The sequence below is a fragment of the Nocardia sp. NPDC057455 genome, assembly GCF_042802775.1.
Lineage (GTDB): Bacteria > Actinomycetota > Actinomycetes > Mycobacteriales > Mycobacteriaceae > Nocardia.
Window position 1 is genome coordinate 25,101 of the sequence record NZ_JBHVDM010000033.1, and the last position, 19,056, is coordinate 44,156.

18 protein-coding genes are annotated in these 19,056 nt (G+C 67.9%); 10 read left to right on the forward strand and 8 right to left on the reverse strand.

Annotated elements, in window-relative coordinates:
- The first annotated feature begins 70 nt into the window (after positions 1 to 70).
- The 4 genes from ACFU5M_RS15935 to ACFU5M_RS15950 all read left to right on the forward strand — a co-directional run bounded on the left by ACFU5M_RS15935 (position 71) and on the right by ACFU5M_RS15950 (position 5,824).
- Positions 71 to 2,383 carry an arylsulfatase gene (locus ACFU5M_RS15935; RefSeq protein ID WP_379049287.1) on the forward strand — a complete coding sequence of 771 codons (2,313 nt, stop codon included), beginning with the start codon at positions 71 to 73 and terminating at the stop codon, positions 2,381 to 2,383.
- Between the two features lie 337 nt (positions 2,384 to 2,720).
- The gene (locus ACFU5M_RS15940; protein WP_379049289.1) at positions 2,721 to 3,098 is read left to right on the forward strand and encodes a PepSY domain-containing protein; all 378 of its coding nucleotides are present in this window, start codon (positions 2,721 to 2,723) and stop codon (positions 3,096 to 3,098) included.
- Positions 3,099 to 3,131: 33 nt separating this feature from the next.
- The gene (locus ACFU5M_RS15945) at positions 3,132 to 3,842 is read left to right on the forward strand and encodes a hypothetical protein (protein ID WP_379049291.1); all 711 of its coding nucleotides are present in this window, start codon (positions 3,132 to 3,134) and stop codon (positions 3,840 to 3,842) included.
- Between the two features lie 914 nt (positions 3,843 to 4,756).
- Positions 4,757 to 5,824, forward strand: a complete 1,068-nt coding sequence (locus ACFU5M_RS15950) for a DUF4185 domain-containing protein (protein WP_379049293.1) — start codon at positions 4,757 to 4,759, stop codon at positions 5,822 to 5,824.
- Here the strand turns inward: ACFU5M_RS15950 and ACFU5M_RS15955 are convergent.
- From ACFU5M_RS15955 to mftR, 6 genes are all read right to left on the reverse strand, one after another.
- Positions 5,769 to 8,060, reverse strand: a complete 2,292-nt coding sequence (locus tag ACFU5M_RS15955) for a SpoIIE family protein phosphatase (RefSeq protein WP_379049295.1) — start codon at positions 8,058 to 8,060, stop codon at positions 5,769 to 5,771. The two genes, ACFU5M_RS15950 and ACFU5M_RS15955, sit on opposite strands and share 56 nt — an antisense overlap.
- Positions 8,057 to 8,695, reverse strand: a complete 639-nt coding sequence (locus ACFU5M_RS15960; RefSeq protein ID WP_379049296.1) for a SpoIIE family protein phosphatase — start codon at positions 8,693 to 8,695, stop codon at positions 8,057 to 8,059. Before ACFU5M_RS15960 ends, ACFU5M_RS15955 begins: the two co-directional genes overlap by 4 nt.
- The gene (locus ACFU5M_RS15965; RefSeq protein WP_379049298.1) at positions 8,688 to 9,101 is read right to left on the reverse strand and encodes an ATP-binding protein; all 414 of its coding nucleotides are present in this window, start codon (positions 9,099 to 9,101) and stop codon (positions 8,688 to 8,690) included. Before ACFU5M_RS15965 ends, ACFU5M_RS15960 begins: the two co-directional genes overlap by 8 nt.
- On the reverse strand, positions 9,091 to 9,480 hold the full coding sequence (locus ACFU5M_RS15970) for an STAS domain-containing protein (RefSeq protein ID WP_039798459.1): 390 nt from the start codon (positions 9,478 to 9,480) through the stop codon (positions 9,091 to 9,093). Before ACFU5M_RS15970 ends, ACFU5M_RS15965 begins: the two co-directional genes overlap by 11 nt.
- 13 nt (positions 9,481 to 9,493) lie before the next feature.
- Positions 9,494 to 10,399, reverse strand: coding sequence for an STAS domain-containing protein (locus tag ACFU5M_RS15975; protein WP_379049299.1), 906 nt, complete (start codon positions 10,397 to 10,399; stop codon positions 9,494 to 9,496).
- 433 nt (positions 10,400 to 10,832) lie between these two features.
- A complete protein-coding gene (mftR, locus tag ACFU5M_RS15980; protein ID WP_379049301.1) occupies positions 10,833 to 11,429 on the reverse strand; it encodes a mycofactocin system transcriptional regulator in 597 nt (198 codons plus the stop codon).
- 65 nt (positions 11,430 to 11,494) lie between these two features.
- Here mftR and mftE point away from each other — a divergent pair, with 65 nt between their 5' ends.
- Together mftE and mftD are read left to right on the forward strand one after the other, a co-directional pair.
- A complete protein-coding gene (gene mftE, locus ACFU5M_RS15985; protein ID WP_379049303.1) occupies positions 11,495 to 12,196 on the forward strand; it encodes a mycofactocin biosynthesis peptidyl-dipeptidase MftE in 702 nt (233 codons plus the stop codon).
- Positions 12,193 to 13,425: a pre-mycofactocin synthase MftD gene (gene mftD, locus ACFU5M_RS15990; RefSeq protein WP_379049306.1), complete on the forward strand. Its 1,233-nt coding sequence runs from the start codon at positions 12,193 to 12,195 to the stop codon at positions 13,423 to 13,425. The genes mftE and mftD overlap by 4 nt, the downstream gene beginning before the upstream one ends.
- A 4-nt stretch (positions 13,426 to 13,429) precedes the next feature.
- Here mftD and ACFU5M_RS15995 read toward each other — a convergent pair whose 3' ends face one another.
- Positions 13,430 to 13,900, reverse strand: a complete 471-nt coding sequence (locus tag ACFU5M_RS15995) for a MarR family winged helix-turn-helix transcriptional regulator (protein ID WP_379049309.1) — start codon at positions 13,898 to 13,900, stop codon at positions 13,430 to 13,432.
- A gap of 275 nt (positions 13,901 to 14,175) precedes the next feature.
- Here ACFU5M_RS15995 and ACFU5M_RS16000 point away from each other — a divergent pair, with 275 nt between their 5' ends.
- The 3 genes from ACFU5M_RS16000 to ACFU5M_RS16010 all read left to right on the forward strand — a co-directional run bounded on the left by ACFU5M_RS16000 (position 14,176) and on the right by ACFU5M_RS16010 (position 17,754).
- Positions 14,176 to 15,852 carry a fumarate hydratase gene (locus tag ACFU5M_RS16000; RefSeq protein WP_379049311.1) on the forward strand — a complete coding sequence of 559 codons (1,677 nt, stop codon included), beginning with the start codon at positions 14,176 to 14,178 and terminating at the stop codon, positions 15,850 to 15,852.
- Between the two features lie 142 nt (positions 15,853 to 15,994).
- Complete coding sequence (locus ACFU5M_RS16005) at positions 15,995 to 16,453, forward strand: hypothetical protein (RefSeq protein WP_379049314.1); 459 nt, start codon at positions 15,995 to 15,997, stop codon at positions 16,451 to 16,453.
- An 809-nt stretch (positions 16,454 to 17,262) separates the two neighbouring features.
- A complete protein-coding gene (locus tag ACFU5M_RS16010) occupies positions 17,263 to 17,754 on the forward strand; it encodes a M15 family metallopeptidase (RefSeq protein ID WP_379049355.1) in 492 nt (163 codons plus the stop codon).
- A gap of 100 nt (positions 17,755 to 17,854) precedes the next feature.
- Here the strand turns inward: ACFU5M_RS16010 and ACFU5M_RS16015 are convergent, their stop codons facing one another.
- Positions 17,855 to 18,625 carry a glucose 1-dehydrogenase gene (locus tag ACFU5M_RS16015; RefSeq protein WP_379049316.1) on the reverse strand — a complete coding sequence of 257 codons (771 nt, stop codon included), beginning with the start codon at positions 18,623 to 18,625 and terminating at the stop codon, positions 17,855 to 17,857.
- Between the two features lie 83 nt (positions 18,626 to 18,708).
- On the opposite strand from ACFU5M_RS16015, the gene ACFU5M_RS16020 reads away from it, so the two are divergent.
- Positions 18,709 to 19,023 (forward strand): ArsR/SmtB family transcription factor, encoded by a 315-nt coding sequence (locus ACFU5M_RS16020; RefSeq protein ID WP_379049318.1) that lies wholly within the window; start codon positions 18,709 to 18,711, stop codon positions 19,021 to 19,023.
- The last annotated feature ends 33 nt before the right edge of the window (positions 19,024 to 19,056 follow it).

Genomic DNA, 19,056 nt, shown 5'->3' on the forward strand with positions numbered 1-19,056 from the left:
CGGTCACCTGTTCGGCGCATGATGCGCGAAAGCATGGTGAGCTGGGCCTCGAGTCGCTTTGACTACACAGATGCCTGTCCCACCCCTTGCTCGCGGCTACGAAGACTTCGGCGGCTCGATCGGTCGCACCACGGCCGACTCGGCGCCGGATTGGCGTCATCCGCCCACCGCCCCCGAGGGTGCTCCGAACATCGTCGTGGTGCTCATCGATGACATGGGATACAGCGACATCGGCCCGTTCGGCTCCGAGATCGAGACCCCGACGCTGGACCGGTTGGCCGCGAACGGTCTTCGACTGACCAACTACCACACCACCCCACTGTGCTCGCCGTCGCGCGCGTCGCTGCTCACCGGCATCAACGCCCACCGCGCTGGGTTCGGCTTCGTCGCCAATGCCGACCCCGGCTACCCGGGACTTCGACTGGAACTGGCGGATGACGTACTGACGCTGCCGGAAATCCTGCGAAGCAACGGCTACGCCACCTACGCGGTCGGCAAATGGCACCTGGTGCGCGACGCCACGATGAATCCCGCCGCCCACCGGGATTCCTGGCCGACGCAGCGTGGCTTCGACCGGTATTACGGCTCGCTCGAGGGGCTCAACTCCTTCTACTACCCGAATCAGCTGGTCTCGGACTCCTCGGTCGTCGATATCGAGGAGTACCCGCAGGGGTATTACCTCACCGATGATCTGACCGACAAAGCCATCGCCTACGTCAAGGACCTGCGCGCGCACGACGCCGGCAAACCGTTCTTCCTGTATTTCGCCCACGTGGCCATGCACGGTCCGTTGCAGGCCAAACCCGCGGATCTGGCCAAATATCGCGGTCGCTACGCGAAGGGATGGGACGAACTGCGCAGGAGCCGGTTCGCCGCACAACTCGCCCAGGGCCTCTTTCCCGCCGGGACACAGCAGAAACCGCGCAATACCGAACCGGGATACGAAGCGGCGGAGTGGGATTCGCTGACGCCCGCGCAGCAGCGACGATTCGCCCGGTACATGGAGGTGTACGCGGGCATGGTCGACAGCATCGACCAGAGCCTCGGGCGCCTCGTCGACACGCTCGAAGAACTCGGCGAACTAGACAACACCATCGTGGTCTTCACCTCGGACAACGGCGGGACCGCCGAGGGTGGGCCGGAGGGTACCCGCACCTACTTCGCGGAGTTCGCCCACATCACCGATCCGGACTGGGTCGGCGACGTCCCGCACGATGAGGAGTTGATCGGCACCGCGAAGCTGGGCGTCCACTACCCGCGGGGATGGGGCCAGGCGTCCAATACACCGTTCCGCTTCTACAAGGGTCAGACCTTCGCCGGCGGTGTGCGCGTGCCGTTCCTGATCTCCTGGCCAGAGGGACTGCCGCGCGGCGACGATGACAACGGTATCCGGCACCAGTACACCTACGTCACCGATCTCGCGCCGACATTGCTGGAGCTGGCCGGGTTGCGGCGCCCGAGCGTGCGCAACGGCGTGCCTGCCAAGGAGTTCGACGGCGTGTCGGCCGTGGCGACGCTGCGTGACCCACAGGCGGTGTCCGGACACACCGAGCAGTACTCGGAGATGGTCGGCAACCGCGGCTTCTATCGGGACGGGTGGAAACTGCTTTCGCTCTACGAGCCGGGGACCGATATCGATGAGCCGAGGTGGCAGCTGTTCGACGTCCGCACCGATCCGACGGAACTGCACGATCTGTCCGGGCGATTCCCGGAGAAAGTCGCGGAACTGGCCGCCGCATGGGACGAATCGGCCTGGGCGAATACGGTGTTCCCGCTGCTCACACGCCACGATCTGGCTCGGCGGCGGCCGGAGGAGGAGAGATTCTCGGCCCCCGTCCGGCTGCTGCCCGGTACGCCGACCTTGGAACGGTATCGCGCACAGCGACTGATCGCCTATCGGGACTTCGTCATCGAGGCGGAACTCGCCGGCTACGCGTCCGGTGACGAAGGGGTGCTCGTCGCACACGGTGATCCGCTGGGCGGTTATGTGCTCTACGTCGAGGACGGCCGGGTGACATTCGGGGTCAACAGCTACGGCCGCTACGACAGCGTCACGACGCGACCCCTCGCGGCAGGGGCGCGGCGCATCACCGTGCGTGCCACGGTGCGACCCCGGCTGCGGTGGGATTTCACCCTCCAGATCGATGGCGTCCACGTCGCACAACTACTCGACCAGGTCCAGTTGGTCGGCATGTCGCCGTGGACCGGAATCTCCGTCGGCGTCGACGCTCGCGGTCCGGTGGCCTGGGAGCTGCGCGAACGCCGTGGCACGTTCCGCTACACCGGCGCACTGCGCGCGATCACCTACACCCCCGGTCCGATCCAGGTGCCGCGCAACACCATCGAGGCGGTCGAGCGCGAGGCGGAGTTCGTCGCTGAGTGAAGGCCGGCCGTGCATCCCCGGGGCCGAGCGAAGGCGATCCGGGAAGGCGGGTGCAGTCGGAGGGGATCGAGCGCACCCACCCTCGCGCCTCGGCGTCGGCCGAGCAGCGGGCACGGCCGACACGGGCAGCGTCGGGACTGACCGACGGAGACGAATGCGAAAACCCCCGGAAACCCCGACCCGAGACCGACCTTAACGCCGCCGGTCCGGCAATGGCATGGAAAACCGCAAATCGCCATTCCTGAAAACGATTTCAGGTGACTTCAGGCTGCCTTAAGCCGCTGCCTGCGAATGTGATCGGCATCTTCGGATCACAACTCGCATAGGAGGTTTCAGGATGAAAGCCACTGTTCGCCGCGTACTGCCCGGTCGGCGCGGGCTCCTCGCCGGCGCCGCTGTCGCCGCTCTCCTCGTCGGTGGGCCCATGGCGCTGTACGCCGCTACCGATGATCAGGCGCCCGGCCGGCACGGCGTCGCCGCCTACTTGTCCGATCACGACTGGGAACTCACCGCGGCTCCCGCGATCGGCAGGCAGCAAGCCGTCGACAAGGCGCTCGAAGCCGTGCCCGGTAGCACCGTGGTGTCCGCCGAACTCGACGCCGAAGGGGCGACGACGGTGTGGGAGGTCGAACTCCGCACGCCAGACGGCATCGAACACGAGGTGACGATCGACGCGACCAGCGGGGCCGTACTGGGCACGGTGAAACAGGACTGACGGCAGCACAGCGAAGGACAGGGCTCCCAAGACATGGTTTTGCGCAAGATCGCCACGGTATCGACGCTCGCGGTCGCGATTGCCGGCGCCTCGGCCGGACATGCACTCGCCGCACCTCATGACGCCGGTTCGGAAGTCGTCAACTACACCGCCACCAGCTCCGCCGAGAGCGTGGTCGTCCAGGTCGACTCGGGCTCGTTGCAGGCCGAGAACGGAGTATTCGCGATCGAGGCGACCGACGGCACGCTACTCGCGGGCACGCCCCTGGAGTTTCGTGTCGATGATTTCGTCTTCCCGATCGCGGCCGATATCAGCGGCCGGACCGCCACGCTCACGCCGTTGTTCGACATCGAGCACGCGGCGTACCGGCCCGTCGCCCTTCCGTTCGAGGACTCGGCGCACTGGAGGACGCCATACGAGCGCGAAGTCGCGGCTTTCACCCGGCTGAAGGACACCATCGCGTCGGGCGCCGCGATCGGCACCGTCGTCGGTGGCCTCGGTGGCGGCGTCGTCGGCTGTGTGCTCGGAGGCATCGCGGGCGCCACGGTCGCGGCCGCCACGATCGTGGGTATGTTCGGTCCGTTCATTCCGGCCGCCGCCGTCGGCTGCCTGGGCGGCATCCTGGCAGTCGGCGCACTGGGCACGCTCGCCGGTCAACTCTTCGTTACCGCGCCCGTCGCCGTCGCCGCCCTCGTCCAGTACTTCACCACGGTCAACCAGCCCTTCGTCCCGCCGGCCAAGTAGGTTCCGGCCGGACTCACTCCGGAATATCGTGCCGCGCCAGGTCGAACTGCCGGGACCTGGCGCCTCGGGCTGTCTCGCCGGTCGGAGACAGGGCAGCTATGAGATATGAGCACACAACGCGCTACACCCGGCCCCGAGCACCGCGGTGACTGAATGCGATTGCGCCGTAGCCGACCGTATGACGGCGGAGTCGAACGTGTCCGGCGCGGGCGCGGGTTCAGTTACCGCACCGCGCAGGGTGAACCCGTCGACGACGCGACACTGCGGCGCGCGAACCGGGCCGATTCCGCCGATGCGGAGCGGGCGATCATCGACAGCGCCGTCATACGCCTGCTCCGTCGGATGCGGTGACACCGAGCCCTAGTAGCCGCTGACCTCGGCGAAGATTTGTCGCCGATCAGAATCGCGCGGGCGTGGGGGAGCGCGGGAGGAGTCGGTAGATCGACGGGCGCACCTGGGTGAGGCTTGCCACGAAGTAGGCGTGAGCACTGCGACGATGCTCGTGCTGCTGACGATCGAGAACACCGCGCGCCCCGCGCCCAGCAACCCGGTGGCCGATCCGGAGGGGTCCGATTCGAGCGTTTGCTGCAACCGCTGTCGCGGGCGGAATCGCTAGTCGAGGGTTGGGATGAGGGGGGCAACGGTCGGCGCAGTCGGCGAACACCGTGCATCTTCGATGCCGCGACCGGCAATGGATCTCGCGCAACGGCGACACCAGGCACGATGAGGCGTCGAACTGCCGAAACACAAGCTGCGCAGTCGGTTTCCCCATTTCCTTTCGGCCTCGAATGACCGGAGCAGCAACATCATAGCCATCGACGGCCGATACTGGGGAGGTAGCCCATCCACACTCCGTGGTGATTCCTACGAGCCGATCTGATAAGCGACGCTCCGAGAATCGACAGGATCCGGCGATGCCCAAGATCAAGAATTTGAATCCGCTCCCGATGGCCGATATCGGCGGCTCGGATCTCTTCATCCCCTTCCGCATGCCCAGCGGCGAGATCGGATACGTCCTCGGTGACACGTTCTCCGGCACCGAACCGAGAGTCGGAGGACCGAATTGGCGTTCGCCGATGCTGTTGCGCAGCGGTACGCACGATATGTCCTGGCCGATCGAATTCCGGTCGGCGGCGCGGGACGCCCGGCAACTCTGGGATTACGCGCACGACAATCCGCAGTACTCCACGATCCTGCCCTGCGACGCCATAACGATCGGCGGCCGAATCTATCTGTGGGTGATGGTCACCCAGGGATTGGCGAACGAGCGGTGGTGCGAGATCCGATATTCCGACGACAACGGAGAGAGCTGGACCGATACCGCGGTCCGGTGGTCGACCAGCGCCTACGGCGGCAAACGCACCATGATCTCCTGGGAACGCGGTGGCGACGGCTACGTCTACATCATCTCCACCGGCGGGCTCGCGCGGAACAAGAACATGCTGTTGTGGCGGGTACGCGAAAGCCATGACACGCTCGTCGACCCGGCGGCCTGGCAGGGATGGGGCTGGAACGGGCTGGACTGGGGATGGGGCCGGGATCCGGGCGGCGATCCGCGCTTCGGCATCCTGGCCGACGGCACGAAGCTCGGCGAGATCGGAATACGGCGGATTCAGGGGAATTGGGTGATGTCGGGATTCGACGCCGGGGCCTACGGCGCCTTCGTCAAGGTCGCCGCGAGAATCACGGACAACTGGCGCACGGCCTGGACCTATCGTCCGGTGAAAGGGTCTTTCTGGGCGCCGGGCGGCCCGGATATCGTGCCGCGTCTCTACGGTTGTTATGTTCATCCGGACAGCAGATTCGACGGCGCGTTCGGCATGATCGTGAGCGAATGGGCGGAATCCGGTAACCCGTACCGGGGCATGCAATTCCGAATTTACGGAGTGCGGCCCGCCACTCCTATCCAGTCGGCAGCGCGCACCGTCAGCCGGAAATCCGGCGGTTCGTCCCGCGCAACGGATTGGCCACCGGGAACGTGATCGCGGGCAGCGTCACCGACATCCGCACGGTCGTGCCCGCTTCCGAGTGGTCGATATCGAGTTCCTCGGTCAGCGCGCGCATCATATCGATGCCGCGGCCACGATAGCCGGGATCGGCTGCCCGTGGCTTCCAGCTGCCGGTGTCGGTGACCACGATGACGACGGTGTCGATATCGCAGGTGGCCGCCATCCGCACCCGACCGGTGTCGTCGCTGCGATAGGCGTGCTCGATGCTGTTGCTGCACGCCTCGTTGGCCGCGGCGACCAGATCGGCGGCCAAGTCGTGCGGCACCGCCGCGGCGGCCAGCCATCCCTTCAGCGTTCGCCGCAGCACCGCGAGTTCGTTCGCGCGCGCGGGCACGTCCAGCCGCAGCGGCGCGGGCGGCTGGCGGTAGACCACCATTGCGACGTCGTCGTCGTAGCCCGCGGCGGGCCGCAGGCGCGAGAGCACCGCGTCGGCCACTTCACGGGGCAGGCGCCCCGGGGTGTCGGCGAGTACCGCGGCGATCTTGGCGAACCCTTCATCGATGTCGACGCCGCGCTGTTCGACCAAGCCGTCGGTGAACAGCACCAAGGTGGAACCGGGGGTCAGCGCCGTGGTGGCCTCCGGCCTGCGCGGCGTATCGAAGGTCGCCAGCGGCACCGCCCGCCCGCCTTCCAGCATCCGGCCGGTCGTGGCGACGTCGGCGAGGATCGGCGGCATGTGACCGGCATTGCTGTAGCGGACCAGTCCGCGCACCGGGTCCAGCACCGCGGCGCACACCGTGGTGCACATGGCGCCCGGGATGCGCGCGGCGACGGTGTCGAGTTCGGCGAGCAACTGCGCCGGTCCCGCGCCGCGCAGCAGCAGCGCGCGGGCAGCGGTCCGCAATTGGCCCATCACCACCGCGGCCGACAGGCCACGCCCGACGCAGTCGCCGACCACCACGCCGATGGTGCCGTCGCGCAGCGGCACCACGTCGTACCAGTCGCCGCCGATCTCCAGCGGCGGCAGAGCGGGCTCGTAGTGCACCGAGAAACGCGGCGGCAGATCGATCGGGCCGAGCATGGCCCGCTGCAGGGTCAGCGAGGTGGCGCGGGCCTGGTCGAAGTTGCGCGCCCGCTGGACCGCGAGACTGAGATGGCCGATCAGCAGGGAGAACAGCGTCCAGTCGGCGGCGCTGATCGCCCGGGGCGCGGCGAAGCGTAACCACATCGCCGCGTCGCCCGTCTCGCCGAGCGGCGCGACGATGCCCACGGAACTGTCGGCCCCTTCCGGAATGGCCAGCAGGCTGCGCGGCGGCCTGCGCCTGGCCCGATCCAGCAGTGCGCGCGAGCGGTCGTCGAGCGACGCGGCGCCGTCGTGTGACGCGCCGTCGGCGCCCACACCGGAGATGTACACCTCCGGCACGGCGTTGCGGCTCGGCCACACCGCCACCACCGCGGTCTGCGCGCCCACCGTGCTGCGCACCTCGTCGAGCCCGACGGCGAGCACTTCGACCACACTGGTGGCCGCGCCGACGGCGGTGGCCAGCCGCGACGCGGCCTGGTCGCGTGCCTGCGCGTCGTGTTCGGCGGTGATGTCGCGCAGGGTGCCGACGAAGATCCGCTCGTTGTCCTCGGGTTTGATCAGCGCGCTGGTGCTCACCGCGAGCCACACGTTCCGGCCGTCGCGGTGACGGATCGGGATGACGAAGCGCTGCGCCTCGGTACCGAGGTCGGGATAGCGCGGCCCCTCGGGACTCGACCACGGATGCGGCAGCGCGTAGGGCACACCCGCGGCGCCGTAGCCGGTCAAGGCACCGAACGCGGTGTTGACCTCGATGATGGTGCCCTGCGCGTCGGCGACGAAGAAGCCGTCCTGCAGCGATTCCACCAAGGCGGTGCGGAACGCGTCGCGCCCGGCGAGATCGTCGGCGCGGGAACGCTGCTGCTCGTAGCGCCGGGTGCCGTCGAGATAGCCGCGGGTGGCGATGTCGAGCGGAACGAGGGTCTGCAGGAGGAATTCCAGCGCGGTCTCCGGCAGGCGGGCCCCGGAGTCGCCGCCCTCGGCGGAAGTCTCCTTCTGTCGCTGGTCCTCCACGTCCTGGACCACCCGGAAGTGGTTCTCGGTGAGATCGAGCAGGCTGATGCCTTCGACCAGGGCGCGCCGGCCCAGCTCGTACCCCTCGGCGAGGCCGGCCTGGGTGGACGAGTCCATGTGCCGCCGTAGCGCATCGGCGTAGGCGTCCAGGAAGTCGGCCAGCAGAGCGCTCATCTGGCTGCCCCTGCTCCAGCCGCGCCGCGGTGCCGCGCCGCGAGCACCAGCGCGTCGTCGGTGTCCTTGGCGTGCCGGGCGAGCATGTCGGCGGTGATGTCGGCGGTGGATTTGGAAAGGTCGATGTCGGCGGTGGATTCGGTGACGATGCCGTCGGTGGACATCAGTAACAGGTCACCGGGACGGACCGCGACGGTCTGCGCCTGGAGGGTCGCCGGGAGGCGATAGCCGACGATGCCCGCCGTCAGCAGGACGGTCGCGTGTACCCTCAGGCCCGCGGGACCCGCGGTCAGCACCTGGGATTCGACATTGCCGACCCCGAGCCAGCGCACCGTGTCACCCTCGTCGAACAGGGCCAGCGAGATCGCCGCCCCCCTGGTGTCGGCGATCGCCCGATGGCACAGCACCATCAGCACGTCCAGCGGTTCGGCGCGATTCTCCGACAGCACTCGCGTGGCGCGATCGGCCGCGTCCGCCGCGGCGGCGCCGTGCCCGAGCCCGTCGAGGACCGCGAAGAGGACGGTGCCCCCGCCGGCGTCGAGGACCACGCCACGGTCACCGGAGACCTGTTGACCGGGCAGTGCGCGACCGGCCACCGCCCACTCGATCCGGCCGATGAACCCGTCCTCATGCACCGTTCGGTACCCACTTCCACATTTCCACCAGCGTGCCGCGACCCGGTGCCGAATCCACGGTCAGCCGGTCCATCAACCGCCGGGCGCCGGGAAGACCGAGCCCGAGCCCGCGTCCGGTGGAGTAGCCGTCCTCCAGGGCCCGGGCGATGTCGAGGATTCCAGGTCCCTGATCCTCGGCCTGCACCACCAGGGCTTGACGACCCTCGCGGTCGTCGACGAGCAAGCGAATTTCCCCGCTACCCGCGTAACTGGTGATGTTGCGGGCGATTTCGGAGATCGCCGTGGAGATCATCGTGCGATCGGTCAGGGTGAATCCGAGCTTTGCTGCCAGTTCGCGTCCGGCTTGACGTGCGGTCACGATGTCTCCGGACACCCTGACCGCGATCACCACGTTATCAGCGGCCACTGTCACGACCGTCTCGCTGGCGACGGGCTGGGATCTTTCGGTCCAACCAGGCGAGTCCCTCTTCCAGATCGAGGGCGGTGTGCATGTCCTCGAAGGTGAGGCCGAGTTGCACCATGGCGAAAGCGACTTCGGGTTGCAGACCGACGATCACCGTTTCGGCGCCGCGCAGCTGCGTCATGTGCGCGATGGTACGCAACGATCTCGCGGCGAACGAATCCATCACGTCGATGGCGGTGACATCGACGATGATGCCGTGTGCCCGATATTTGCTGACCTGTTTCATCAGGTCGTCCTGCAGGCGCTCGGTATCGGCATCGGTCAGAGCGGACTGAACCGACGCGATGAGATACGTACCCTGTTTGAGAATCGGAACCGGCATGTGGGGCGCCCGATCAGCGGCCGTCGCGTTCGGTAACCCGTTCGGTGACGCGGGAAACCTCGTAGCCCAGCAGCCGTTCCGCTTCTTCGATGCCTCCCTGCAGGTCGCCGACCGCGTTCATCTTCGACAGGTCCAGACCGATGGTGACCAGGGTGAGCGCGATCTCCGAGGACAGGCCGGTGATGATCACGTTCGCGCCCATCAGCCCGGACGCGTCGACGGTCTGCACCAGGTGGTTGGCCACGGTGGAGTCGATCTGGGGCACACCGGTGATGTCGATGACGACCACTTTCGCGCGGTTGGCGCGGATGGCGCGCAGCAGCTGCTCGGTGAGCTGGCGGGCGCGCTGGCTGTCCAGCACGCCGATGATGGGAAGGATCAGCAGCTGCTCACGCACCTGAAGTACCGGCGTGGACAGCTCGCGGATGGCTTCCTGCTGCTGGCGGATGACCCGCTCGCGCTCCTGGACGAAGGACACGGTCACCGTGTTGGCGATGCGGTTGGCGGCCGGTTCGTAGGCGTCGAGCACCTTGTTCAGCAGTTCGAAGTCCGACTGGTACTTCTCGAAAAGGCTGCGTGCGAGCACGTCGCGCAGGAGCAGCACGATGCCGATGACTTCGTCGGTCTCGACGCCTCTCGGGATGATGCGTTCGGACAGGTCGCGCGCGTAAGCCTGGAGCGCTTCCACGCTACCGGTCTCGAGCACGTCGACGTAGCCGTCGTAGATCGAGGTCGCCTCGGAGAAGATCTCCTCCGGGGTCATGGCGGTGAGTAGTTGGGCGTCGGCGATGCGGCGGGCCCACTCTTCGCGCAGCGCGGTGCGGTTCTGCCGCAGGTGCTCGACGAGCTGCGGCAGCAGTTGATCGATCGGTCCCGCGGTCAGGGAATCCGCCGAAAGGCTGATGGACACCTCGGACATGGAAACTCCTGCCCCTTTCGACGGGTCTGTCGGGAAGTCGTGCGTTCGGCTGCTCGCCGATACCGAGCCTAGTCATACCCCAACGAGGTCGCCGGTGAAACCTGACGTTAGCCCGCCGGAAGATCCTGATTCCGCCCGCCCGGTGCAAATCCCCTTGCCGGTGCCGCGAGCGCCTCGTCGAGAGACCCGGTGCGGACGGCATCGGCCCTGGACGACCGGTCGATATCGCCGACCGGACGTGGCACGACTCACGTTGTCGCCAGACGGATGAGCCCGCGACCGGATCGGCGGAGGCGAGTCGGTGCTGGGGGTCGGCGAGTCGGTGCCGCATCCGGAAAGGTTGATGCGGTAGCCGGGGATGCTGTTGAGGGGACAGTTGTCGCCGGCCACCCGCCCGCGATCGGTCGCGTAACTGTGTCCTGTTCCGCCGAATTCACGGCACCGGAGCGAACCCGCGTTCCAGCCCGGCGAGCGCCTGGTCCAAATACACCGTGAGGTCCGCGTCCGCGCGGGCGAGCCAGGCGTCGAAGGCGGCCCGCGCCGCCGCCAGCGTGGTCCGCCCGACGGCCAGCGGGATGAGCCCGTCCTCCGGTTCGCCCAGCCGCCCCGCCGCGAAGACGCTGACCGTGCGCTCCCAGGCGTCGTAGTGCGCTCCTGCGGTGGCCGACAGCGCGGGGACGGTGGCCACCAGCTGCATGCGGGTGCGCAGTTCGGGGACGTCCTCGGCGCGATATTGGTTGGCGCTCACCACGACTCGGCGCACGGCGGTCATCATCGGAACGTCGTCCGGCACCGTCGCGAATGCGGCGCGCAGCGCGGCGACCTCGTCGTCGAACTGCCACCAGAGCACCTCCGCCTTGGTGGGGAAGTAGCGGAAGAAGGTGCGCCCGCTGATACCCGCGGCGGCGGCGATCTGCTCGACGGTGGTCTCGTCGAAGCCTCGTTCGGCGAACAGCCGCATGGCGATCACTTCGAGTTCGCGTTTGGTGGTGCCACGTGGGCGGCCGCGCGTGGCCCGGTTCTCCAGCATCGTCTGATTGTGCTCGGCTGCCCCGGCCCCTTGATTATGTCAGTGACTGACGATAATCTCGCGGCATGTTGGCGGATCTCACCTGGCCCGAGGCGGGCGTGCGCGCCACCGCGGGTGCGATCCTGGCCGTCGCGGTCGGCGCGACCGAGCAACACGGCCCGCATCTGCCGCTGTCCACCGACACCGACGTCGCCGCCGCGTTGTGCGCGCGGCTGGCCGCGACACGAACCGACGTGCTCGTCGGACCGGCGATCCCGTACGGCGCCAGCGGCGAGCACGCGGGCTTTCCCGGCACGCTGTCGATCGGGCAGGCGGCGCTGGAACTGCTGGTGGTCGAGCTGTGCCGCTCGGCGACCGAAACCTTCGACCGGATCCTCCTGGTCAACTGGCACGGCGGCAACATCGAACCACTGCGCAGGGCGACGAATCTGCTGCGCACCGAGTCCCGTGACGTGCGCCTGTACCTGCCGCGCTACGACGGCGACCCGCACGCGGGCCGGTCGGAGACGGCCTTGCAACTGGCCCTGGCACCCGAGCGCGTGCGCGGCGACCGCGCGGCGGCGGGTGACACCCGTCCGCTGGCCGAGTTGTTGCCGCTGCTGCGCACCGGCGGAGTGCGCGCGGTGAGCGCCAACGGCGTGCTCGGCGACCCGGCGGGCGCGACCGCCGCCGAGGGTGCGGCCCTGCTCGATCACCTGGCTACCGACCTGCTCGACCGAACCCGGCTCTGGTGGCCGGAGAACTCCCCCGAAAGGACCGGAAGATGAATCCGTGGTTCGAGACCGTCGCCGAAGCGCAGCGACGGGCGAAGAAGCGCCTCCCGAAATCGGTGTACGGCGCGTTGATCGCAGGCTCCGAGCGCGGCCAGACCATCGAGGACAATCAGCGGGCGTTCACCGAACTGGGTTTCGCGCCGCACGTGGCCGGGCCGATCGGCGAGCGCGATCAGTCGACGACGGTACTGGGACAGCAGCTTTCGATGCCGGTGCTGATCTCGCCGACGGGGGTGCAGGCGGTACACCCCGACGGTGAGGTCGCGGTCGCCAGGGCGGCCGCGGCGCGGGGCATCCCGATGGGCTTGAGCTCGTTCGCCAGCAAGCCGATCGAAGAAGTGATAGCGGCCAATCCGGCCACGTTCTTCCAGTTGTACTGGTGTGGCGGCAAGGAAGAGATCCTGCAGCGGATGGACCGCGCGAAGCGGGCCGGAGCGGTCGGGTTGATCCTGACGCTGGACTGGTCGTTCTCGCACGGGCGGGACTGGGGCAGTCCGGTCATCCCGGAGAAGCTGGATCTGCGCACCATGCTGAAGTTCGCGCCGCAGACCCTGGCGCGTCCGCGCTGGCTGGCGACCTATGCGCGGTCGGGCAGCATTCCGGACCTGACCGCGCCGAACATGGCCATCGGTGGCGCCGCGGCGCCGGGTTTCTTCGGCGCCTACGGGGAGTGGATGGGCACGCCCGCGCCGGATTGGTCGGATGTGCGGTGGATCTGCGAGCAGTGGGAGGGCCCGGTGCTGCTGAAGGGAGTCATGCGGGTCGACGACGCGCTGCGTGCCGTCGACGCGGGTGTGGCGGCGATCTCGGTATCCAACCACGGCGGCAACAACCTCGACGGCACCCCGGCCGCGATCCGGGCGCTGCCGGTGCTCGCGGACGCGGTGGGCTCGCAGGTCGAGGTGCTGCTCGACGGCGGCATCCGGCGGGGCAGCGATGTGGTGAAGGCCGTGGCGCTGGGTGCGCGGGCGGTGCTGATCGGGCGCGCCTACCTGTGGGGGCTGGCCGCCAATGGTCAGGCCGGAGTGGAGAACGTGCTGGACATCCTGCGCGGCGGCATCGATTCCGCACTGCTGGGTCTGCGCAAGACGAGCGTCGGCGAGCTGGACCGCTCGGACGTTGTGGTGCCCGCCGGATTCGAGCGCGCGCTCGGATTGCCCGAAACCGCCGCAGTGGCAAGCGCTCCGGCCGATCACGCGGCGCCGGCGGCCACGCCCGCCTGAGCGGTCAGCTCTCGGCCGCCGATCGCCGGTGGTGCGCGAGCAGGGTGTCGTAGATGTCGGCCAAGGCGGCCAGCTGCTGGCGATCGAGGATGTCGATCATGTGCCTGCGCACGCTCTGCACGTGCGCGGGCGCGGCCCCGGTGAGCACATCGGCGCCGCGTGAGGTGAGTTTGGCGGCGGTGCGGCGGGCGTCGTCGGGGATCGGCTCGCGCACGACCAGCTCCCGCTTCTCCATCCGGGTGATCTGGTGGGAGAGCCTGCTCTGTGACCATTCGAGTTTGGCCGCGAGGTCGGCGAAGGTGAGCCGATGGTCCGGCGCCTCGGCCAGATAGGCCAGGACCGAATATTCGACATAGGTGAGGTTGGACTCCTTGGTGGAATCCCGCCCGACCGCCGCGGCGATGAGGTCGCGCGTGCGCACGAAACCCACCCAGGCGCGCATCTCGACGTCATCGAGCCAATGGGGATCGGTCACGATAGCGCTCCAAACTCTGACGTGTCTCGAGATCGTTGCGCGTCGCGACGTGCGGCGCGCGAACGGTCTGCGCGCGGCCGGACTGGGGCGCCCGGGCGCTTTCTCACCAGACGAGAGGTAGCATCACCGGGGTTGAACGTGCAACCTTTTCGGGCAACTGTCCGAGATAGGGTTGCCTAACCAGCAGGGGGTTGAACGGTGGTGGCTAGGCTCGCTGTGCTCGTGGCCAGCCCGGCCGTTCGTGGCGTTCGGGCCCATGTAAAGGAGTGCGACTGGTGACCGCGCCGGACTTCCGTTATTCAGACCTGCTGCCCATCGGCGCGGACGACACCCCCTACCGGCTGCTCACCACCGAGGGCGTCAGCACGTTCGAACACAACGGGCGCACTTTCCTGCAGGTGGAACCGGAAGCGCTGCGGTTGCTCACCGAAACCGCGATGCACGACATCAGCCACTTCCTGCGCCCGGCGCATCTGGGTCAATTGCGCAAGATCATCGACGACCCCGAGTCGAGCGGTAATGATCGCTTCGTCGCGCTCGATCTGCTCAAGAACGTCAACATCTCCGCGGGCGGCATCCTGCCGATGTGCCAGGACACCGGCACCGCGATCGTCATGGGCAAGAAGTCCGAGGGCGTGCTCACCGGTGCCGACGACGCGGAATGGATCAGCCGGGGCGTATTCGACGCCTACACGAAGCTGAACCTGCGCTACTCGCAGCTGGCGCCGATCACCATGTGGGACGAGAAGAACACCGGTTCCAACCTGCCCGCGCAGGTCGAGCTGTACTCCGCCGCGGGCGATCCGGCGAACCCTTCCTACAAGTTCCTGTTCATGGCCAAGGGCGGTGGGTCGGCGAACAAGTCGTTCCTGTACCAGGAGACCAAGGCCATCCTGAACCCCACGCGGATGCTGGAATTCCTGGACGAGAAGATCCGCTCGCTGGGCACCGCGGCCTGCCCGCCCTACCATCTCGCGGTCGTGATCGGCGGCACCAGCGCCGAGTTCGCCCTGAAGACGGCGAAATACGCCTCCGCGCACTATCTGGACAACCTGCCCACCGAGGGGTCGCTGTCGGCGCACGCGTTCCGCGATGTGGAGCTGGAGGAGGAGGTCTTCAAACTGACCCAGTCCTTCGGCATCGGCGCGCAGTTCGGCGGCAAGTACTTCTGCCATGACGTGCGGGTCGTTCGCCTGCCGCGGCACGGCGCCAGCTGCCCGGTCGCCATCGCGGTGTCCTGCTCGGCGGACCGGCAGGCGCTGGCCAAGATCACCGCCGAGGGCGTGTTCCTGGAACAGCTCGAGCGTGAGCCCGCGCAGTACCTGCCCGAACAGACCGACGCCATCCTGGGCGGCGACGTGGTGCGCGTCGACCTGAACCGGCCGATGGACGAGATCCGCGCCGAATTGTCCAGATACCCGGTGAAGACCCGGCTTTCGCTGAGTGGCCCACTGGTCGTCGCCCGCGACATCGCGCATGCCAAGATCAAGGAGCGGCTCGACGCGGGCGAGCCGATGCCGGACTATCTGCGCGACATGGCCGTCTACTACGCGGGCCCGGCCAAGACGCCGGAAGGCTACGCGTCCGGTTCCTTCGGCCCGACCACCGCGGGCCGGATGGACTCCTACGTCGACCAGTTCCAAGCCGCGGGCGGCTCGTTCGTCATGCTCGCCAAGGGCAACCGGTCCGCGCAGGTCACCAAGGCGTGCAAGGAACACGGCGGCTTCTACCTCGGTTCGATCGGCGGACCGGCCGCCCGGCTGGCACTGGACTGCATCAAGTCGGTCGAGGTGCTCGAATACCCCGAACTGGGCATGGAAGCCGTCTGGAAGATCGAGGTCGAAGACTTTCCCGCGTTCATCGTCGTCGACGACAAGGGCAACGACTTCTTCGCCGAGACGCAGAAGCCGATCGCGCTACGCGTGCGCACTCGCTCGACAGAGCGCGTCTGACTCTTCCTCGACCGCATGCGGCAGGACGCGGACACGCCGATGTCCTGCCGATCACCGGGTTCTCGGCGTCGTCGCAGCGGGCACGCTTAACGGAGTACATCGTTGATTCCGGCACCGATGCAGGTCGAGGAGAGCTATGAGCATGTCCAGACCAGTACCGACCGCGTTGTGTATCACCGAGTCGGCCGCCCTTCGGTTGGCCGATCGCGCTGCCCGAGAGGGAACCAGCTGTACCGCACTGCTCGACCGGCTGATCCGCGAGGGCGTCGACCAACTCGAACACCCGGGGATCGTCTTCCGCGGTCCGCTCGACGATCGCCGCGCCGCGCTGGCAGCGGGCCCGGAGATCTGGGAAGTCGTTGCGCGCCTGCGCGAGTTGGGCGGCCCGGCGGAACGGCGGATCGCCGTGCTCAGCGCGAAGTCGAATCTGAATACGAGCAAGATCAGGTTGGCGCTCGCCTACGCCCGGGCGCACGGCGGCGAGATCTTGGAGCGCATCGCGCGCAACAAGCAAGCGGCGGAGTCGATTCGCCGAGCAGGCATGCGGATGGCCGCGCCGCCGTGGCGTTCGAGTGCGGTGAACAGTCCGCCGCGGGCGTGATCCGGCCGGATCGTCCGAGGCGGTCGGTCTCCACATAGCTGGGGAGGGAATGTGAAATTCCCGACATCTGAATATCGCGCCAATGCACGGGCGGCTGACGACAGGAGTCGACAGCCGCCCGCAGTGTGCTTGAGGCGCAGTTGTGTTCGCCGTGTCCGGGGCCGCGGCCGACCTGTGCGGGGTGCGTCGCTGTGTGGTGGAGTCGGCACGGGCAGGCGCGACATACGGGTTGAAAAGGACAATCTCGCTTCGCCAAAGTTCTTTCCGGCGGCTCGATCTCAGCGACTCGTCGACCACAAGACGTGCACAAAGCGCTCGAAATTCCCATGGATCCCGGCAATTCGGATGCGATACCCGTGCTGCTGTGGATGTGATCCACAGCACTGGAATAGATTGTGGACAAGAAGTCTTCCAAGTCGGGCGAAATATTTGCCACCTGAGGGCAATTGGGGGCATTACGGACATACCAGATCCCTATTATCCCAAGCTGTGGAGTTTTCTGTGGAATTCGCTGAGAGTTGTCCACACCGCAGTGGTGTGCATGTGGAGCGGCCCGGCGCGGGGGAGAGCGGGCAAGCCGCGTCGCGTGGGCCGCGTTTCGCGATGCATGTCGGCCGCTGCGAAGGGAGGTCCATACCTCCCGCGGCGAAGATGCCGCGGACCTGGCGATGGGCCCCGGCGCTCGATGCGGCCGGCGCCGTGCCGCACGAGGGATCCCGTTGCACGGCGATCGGGGCATACCCGGCATAGGTGACCGCAGGCGATAGCATCGCCGCATGGTGCTTGGGAAAGCTGGGCGGAGTCGGATGCTGGTGGGTCTATCGATGGCGCTACCCGCGCTGATCGCGACCGGTGCGCCGGCGGGGCAGGCGCGGGCCGACGCCGCCGTCGTCATCGAGCAGCGGGAGTCGGTGGGGTCGGCGGCCGGAACCGAGGGGCTCGATCCCCCGCTGGCGCTCTCCTACACCCTCGCCGAACGCGAGGCGCACGCGCAGGGTGTGCCCCTGTCCATCACCTCCGGATATCGGACGCCCGCCGAGCAGCAGGCGCTGTGGGAGGACGGGGTGGCAACCTACGGCGCGGACGACGCGCGCCGCTGGGTGCTGCCGCCGGAGGAATCCACCCACGTCTCCGGGCAGGCTATCGACGTCGGTCCGCAGCAGGGCGCGCGGTGGCTCGAGGTGAACGGCTATCGATGGGGGCTGTGCCGGATGTTCGAGAACGAATATTGGCACTTCGAGTTGCAAACCGTGCCCGGCGTGCCGTGCCCGCCCATGCTGCCCGACGCCAGCGTGCGGTGACCGGCACGTTTCCCGTCGGCCGCCGTGTCCGGTAGGCACTGCCCGACGATGACGCCGACCGCGAGGCTGCGGTGACAGCACCGGCCGACCGGGGAGCGCGCTAGACCATCGGGTCGGGAACGGCGGTGATCAGCCCCCCGTCGACGAGCAGGTCTTGCCCGTTGACATAGGACGCCTCGCCGGATGCGAGGAAGGCGACGGCGTCTGCCACGTTCTCGGCGGTGCCGACGCGCCCCGCCGCCACCGTGGCGCTGATCGCGGACTGCGCTTCGGCGGAGACGTTGGCGCGGAACGACGGCGTCGCGATGTAGCCGGGACTGACCGAGTTCACCCGGATGCCCCGGGGCGCCAGTTCGGCGGCGAGGCTGCGCGCCAAGTTGTGCGCGGCCGCTTTGGTCGCCGAGTAGAGGGAGGCGCCGGGGACCCCGCGATGCAGCGCCCAGGACGCGTTGACGACGATCGCCCCGTGATCCGCCACCAGGGGCAATGTCTTCTGGATGGTGAAGAACACCCCTTTGAAGTTGGTGTCCACCACGCGGTCGAACTCGGCTTCGGTGATGGTCTCGGTCGGCTGGAAGGCCGCGATGCCCGCATTGGCGAAGACGACGTCCAGCCGTTCGTGCCGTTGCGCCACTGCCGCGACGAGCCGGTCGAGATCGCCGAGGTCGGCCGCGTCACCGGCCACCGCGAGAACGCGATCGGCGCCACCGAGCTCCGCGGCCGCGGCATCGAGGCGGCCTTTGTCGCGGCCGGTGATGACGACGTGCGCGCCTTCGGTGAGCAGGCGACGTGCGGTGGCCAGGCCCATGCCGCTCGATCCGCCGGTGATCAACGCGATCTTGCCGTCGAAGCGATCGATGCCGACGCCCACGAGAACCTCCAGAGAATATCGAATTGTACGAATGCTTACGTACAGTTCGACTGTATGTCAACTGTCGCGCTAATCTGGTTCGCGTGATCGCGGCACATCCCGAGCGAGAACAGATCCAGCTGACGAATGTGCTCACCGCGCTGGGCAACCCGCTGCGGCTGCGTGTGGTGCGGATCCTGGCCGACGGCGGCGAGCACACCTGCGGCTCGGTGCTGCCGGACGTCGCCAAGTCGAACCTGACCCACCACTGGCGGGTGCTGCGCGATGCCGGAGTGATCTGGCAGCGGCCCTCCGGCCGGGAACTGCTGCTCTCCTTGCGTCGCGAGGACTTGGACGCCCGCTTTCCCGGCCTGCTGGACATTTTGCTCGCCGCCGCAGACCGCGAAACAACGGTCTGAGTCGCCCGCGAGGACCCTGCGCCTCCGCGTGCG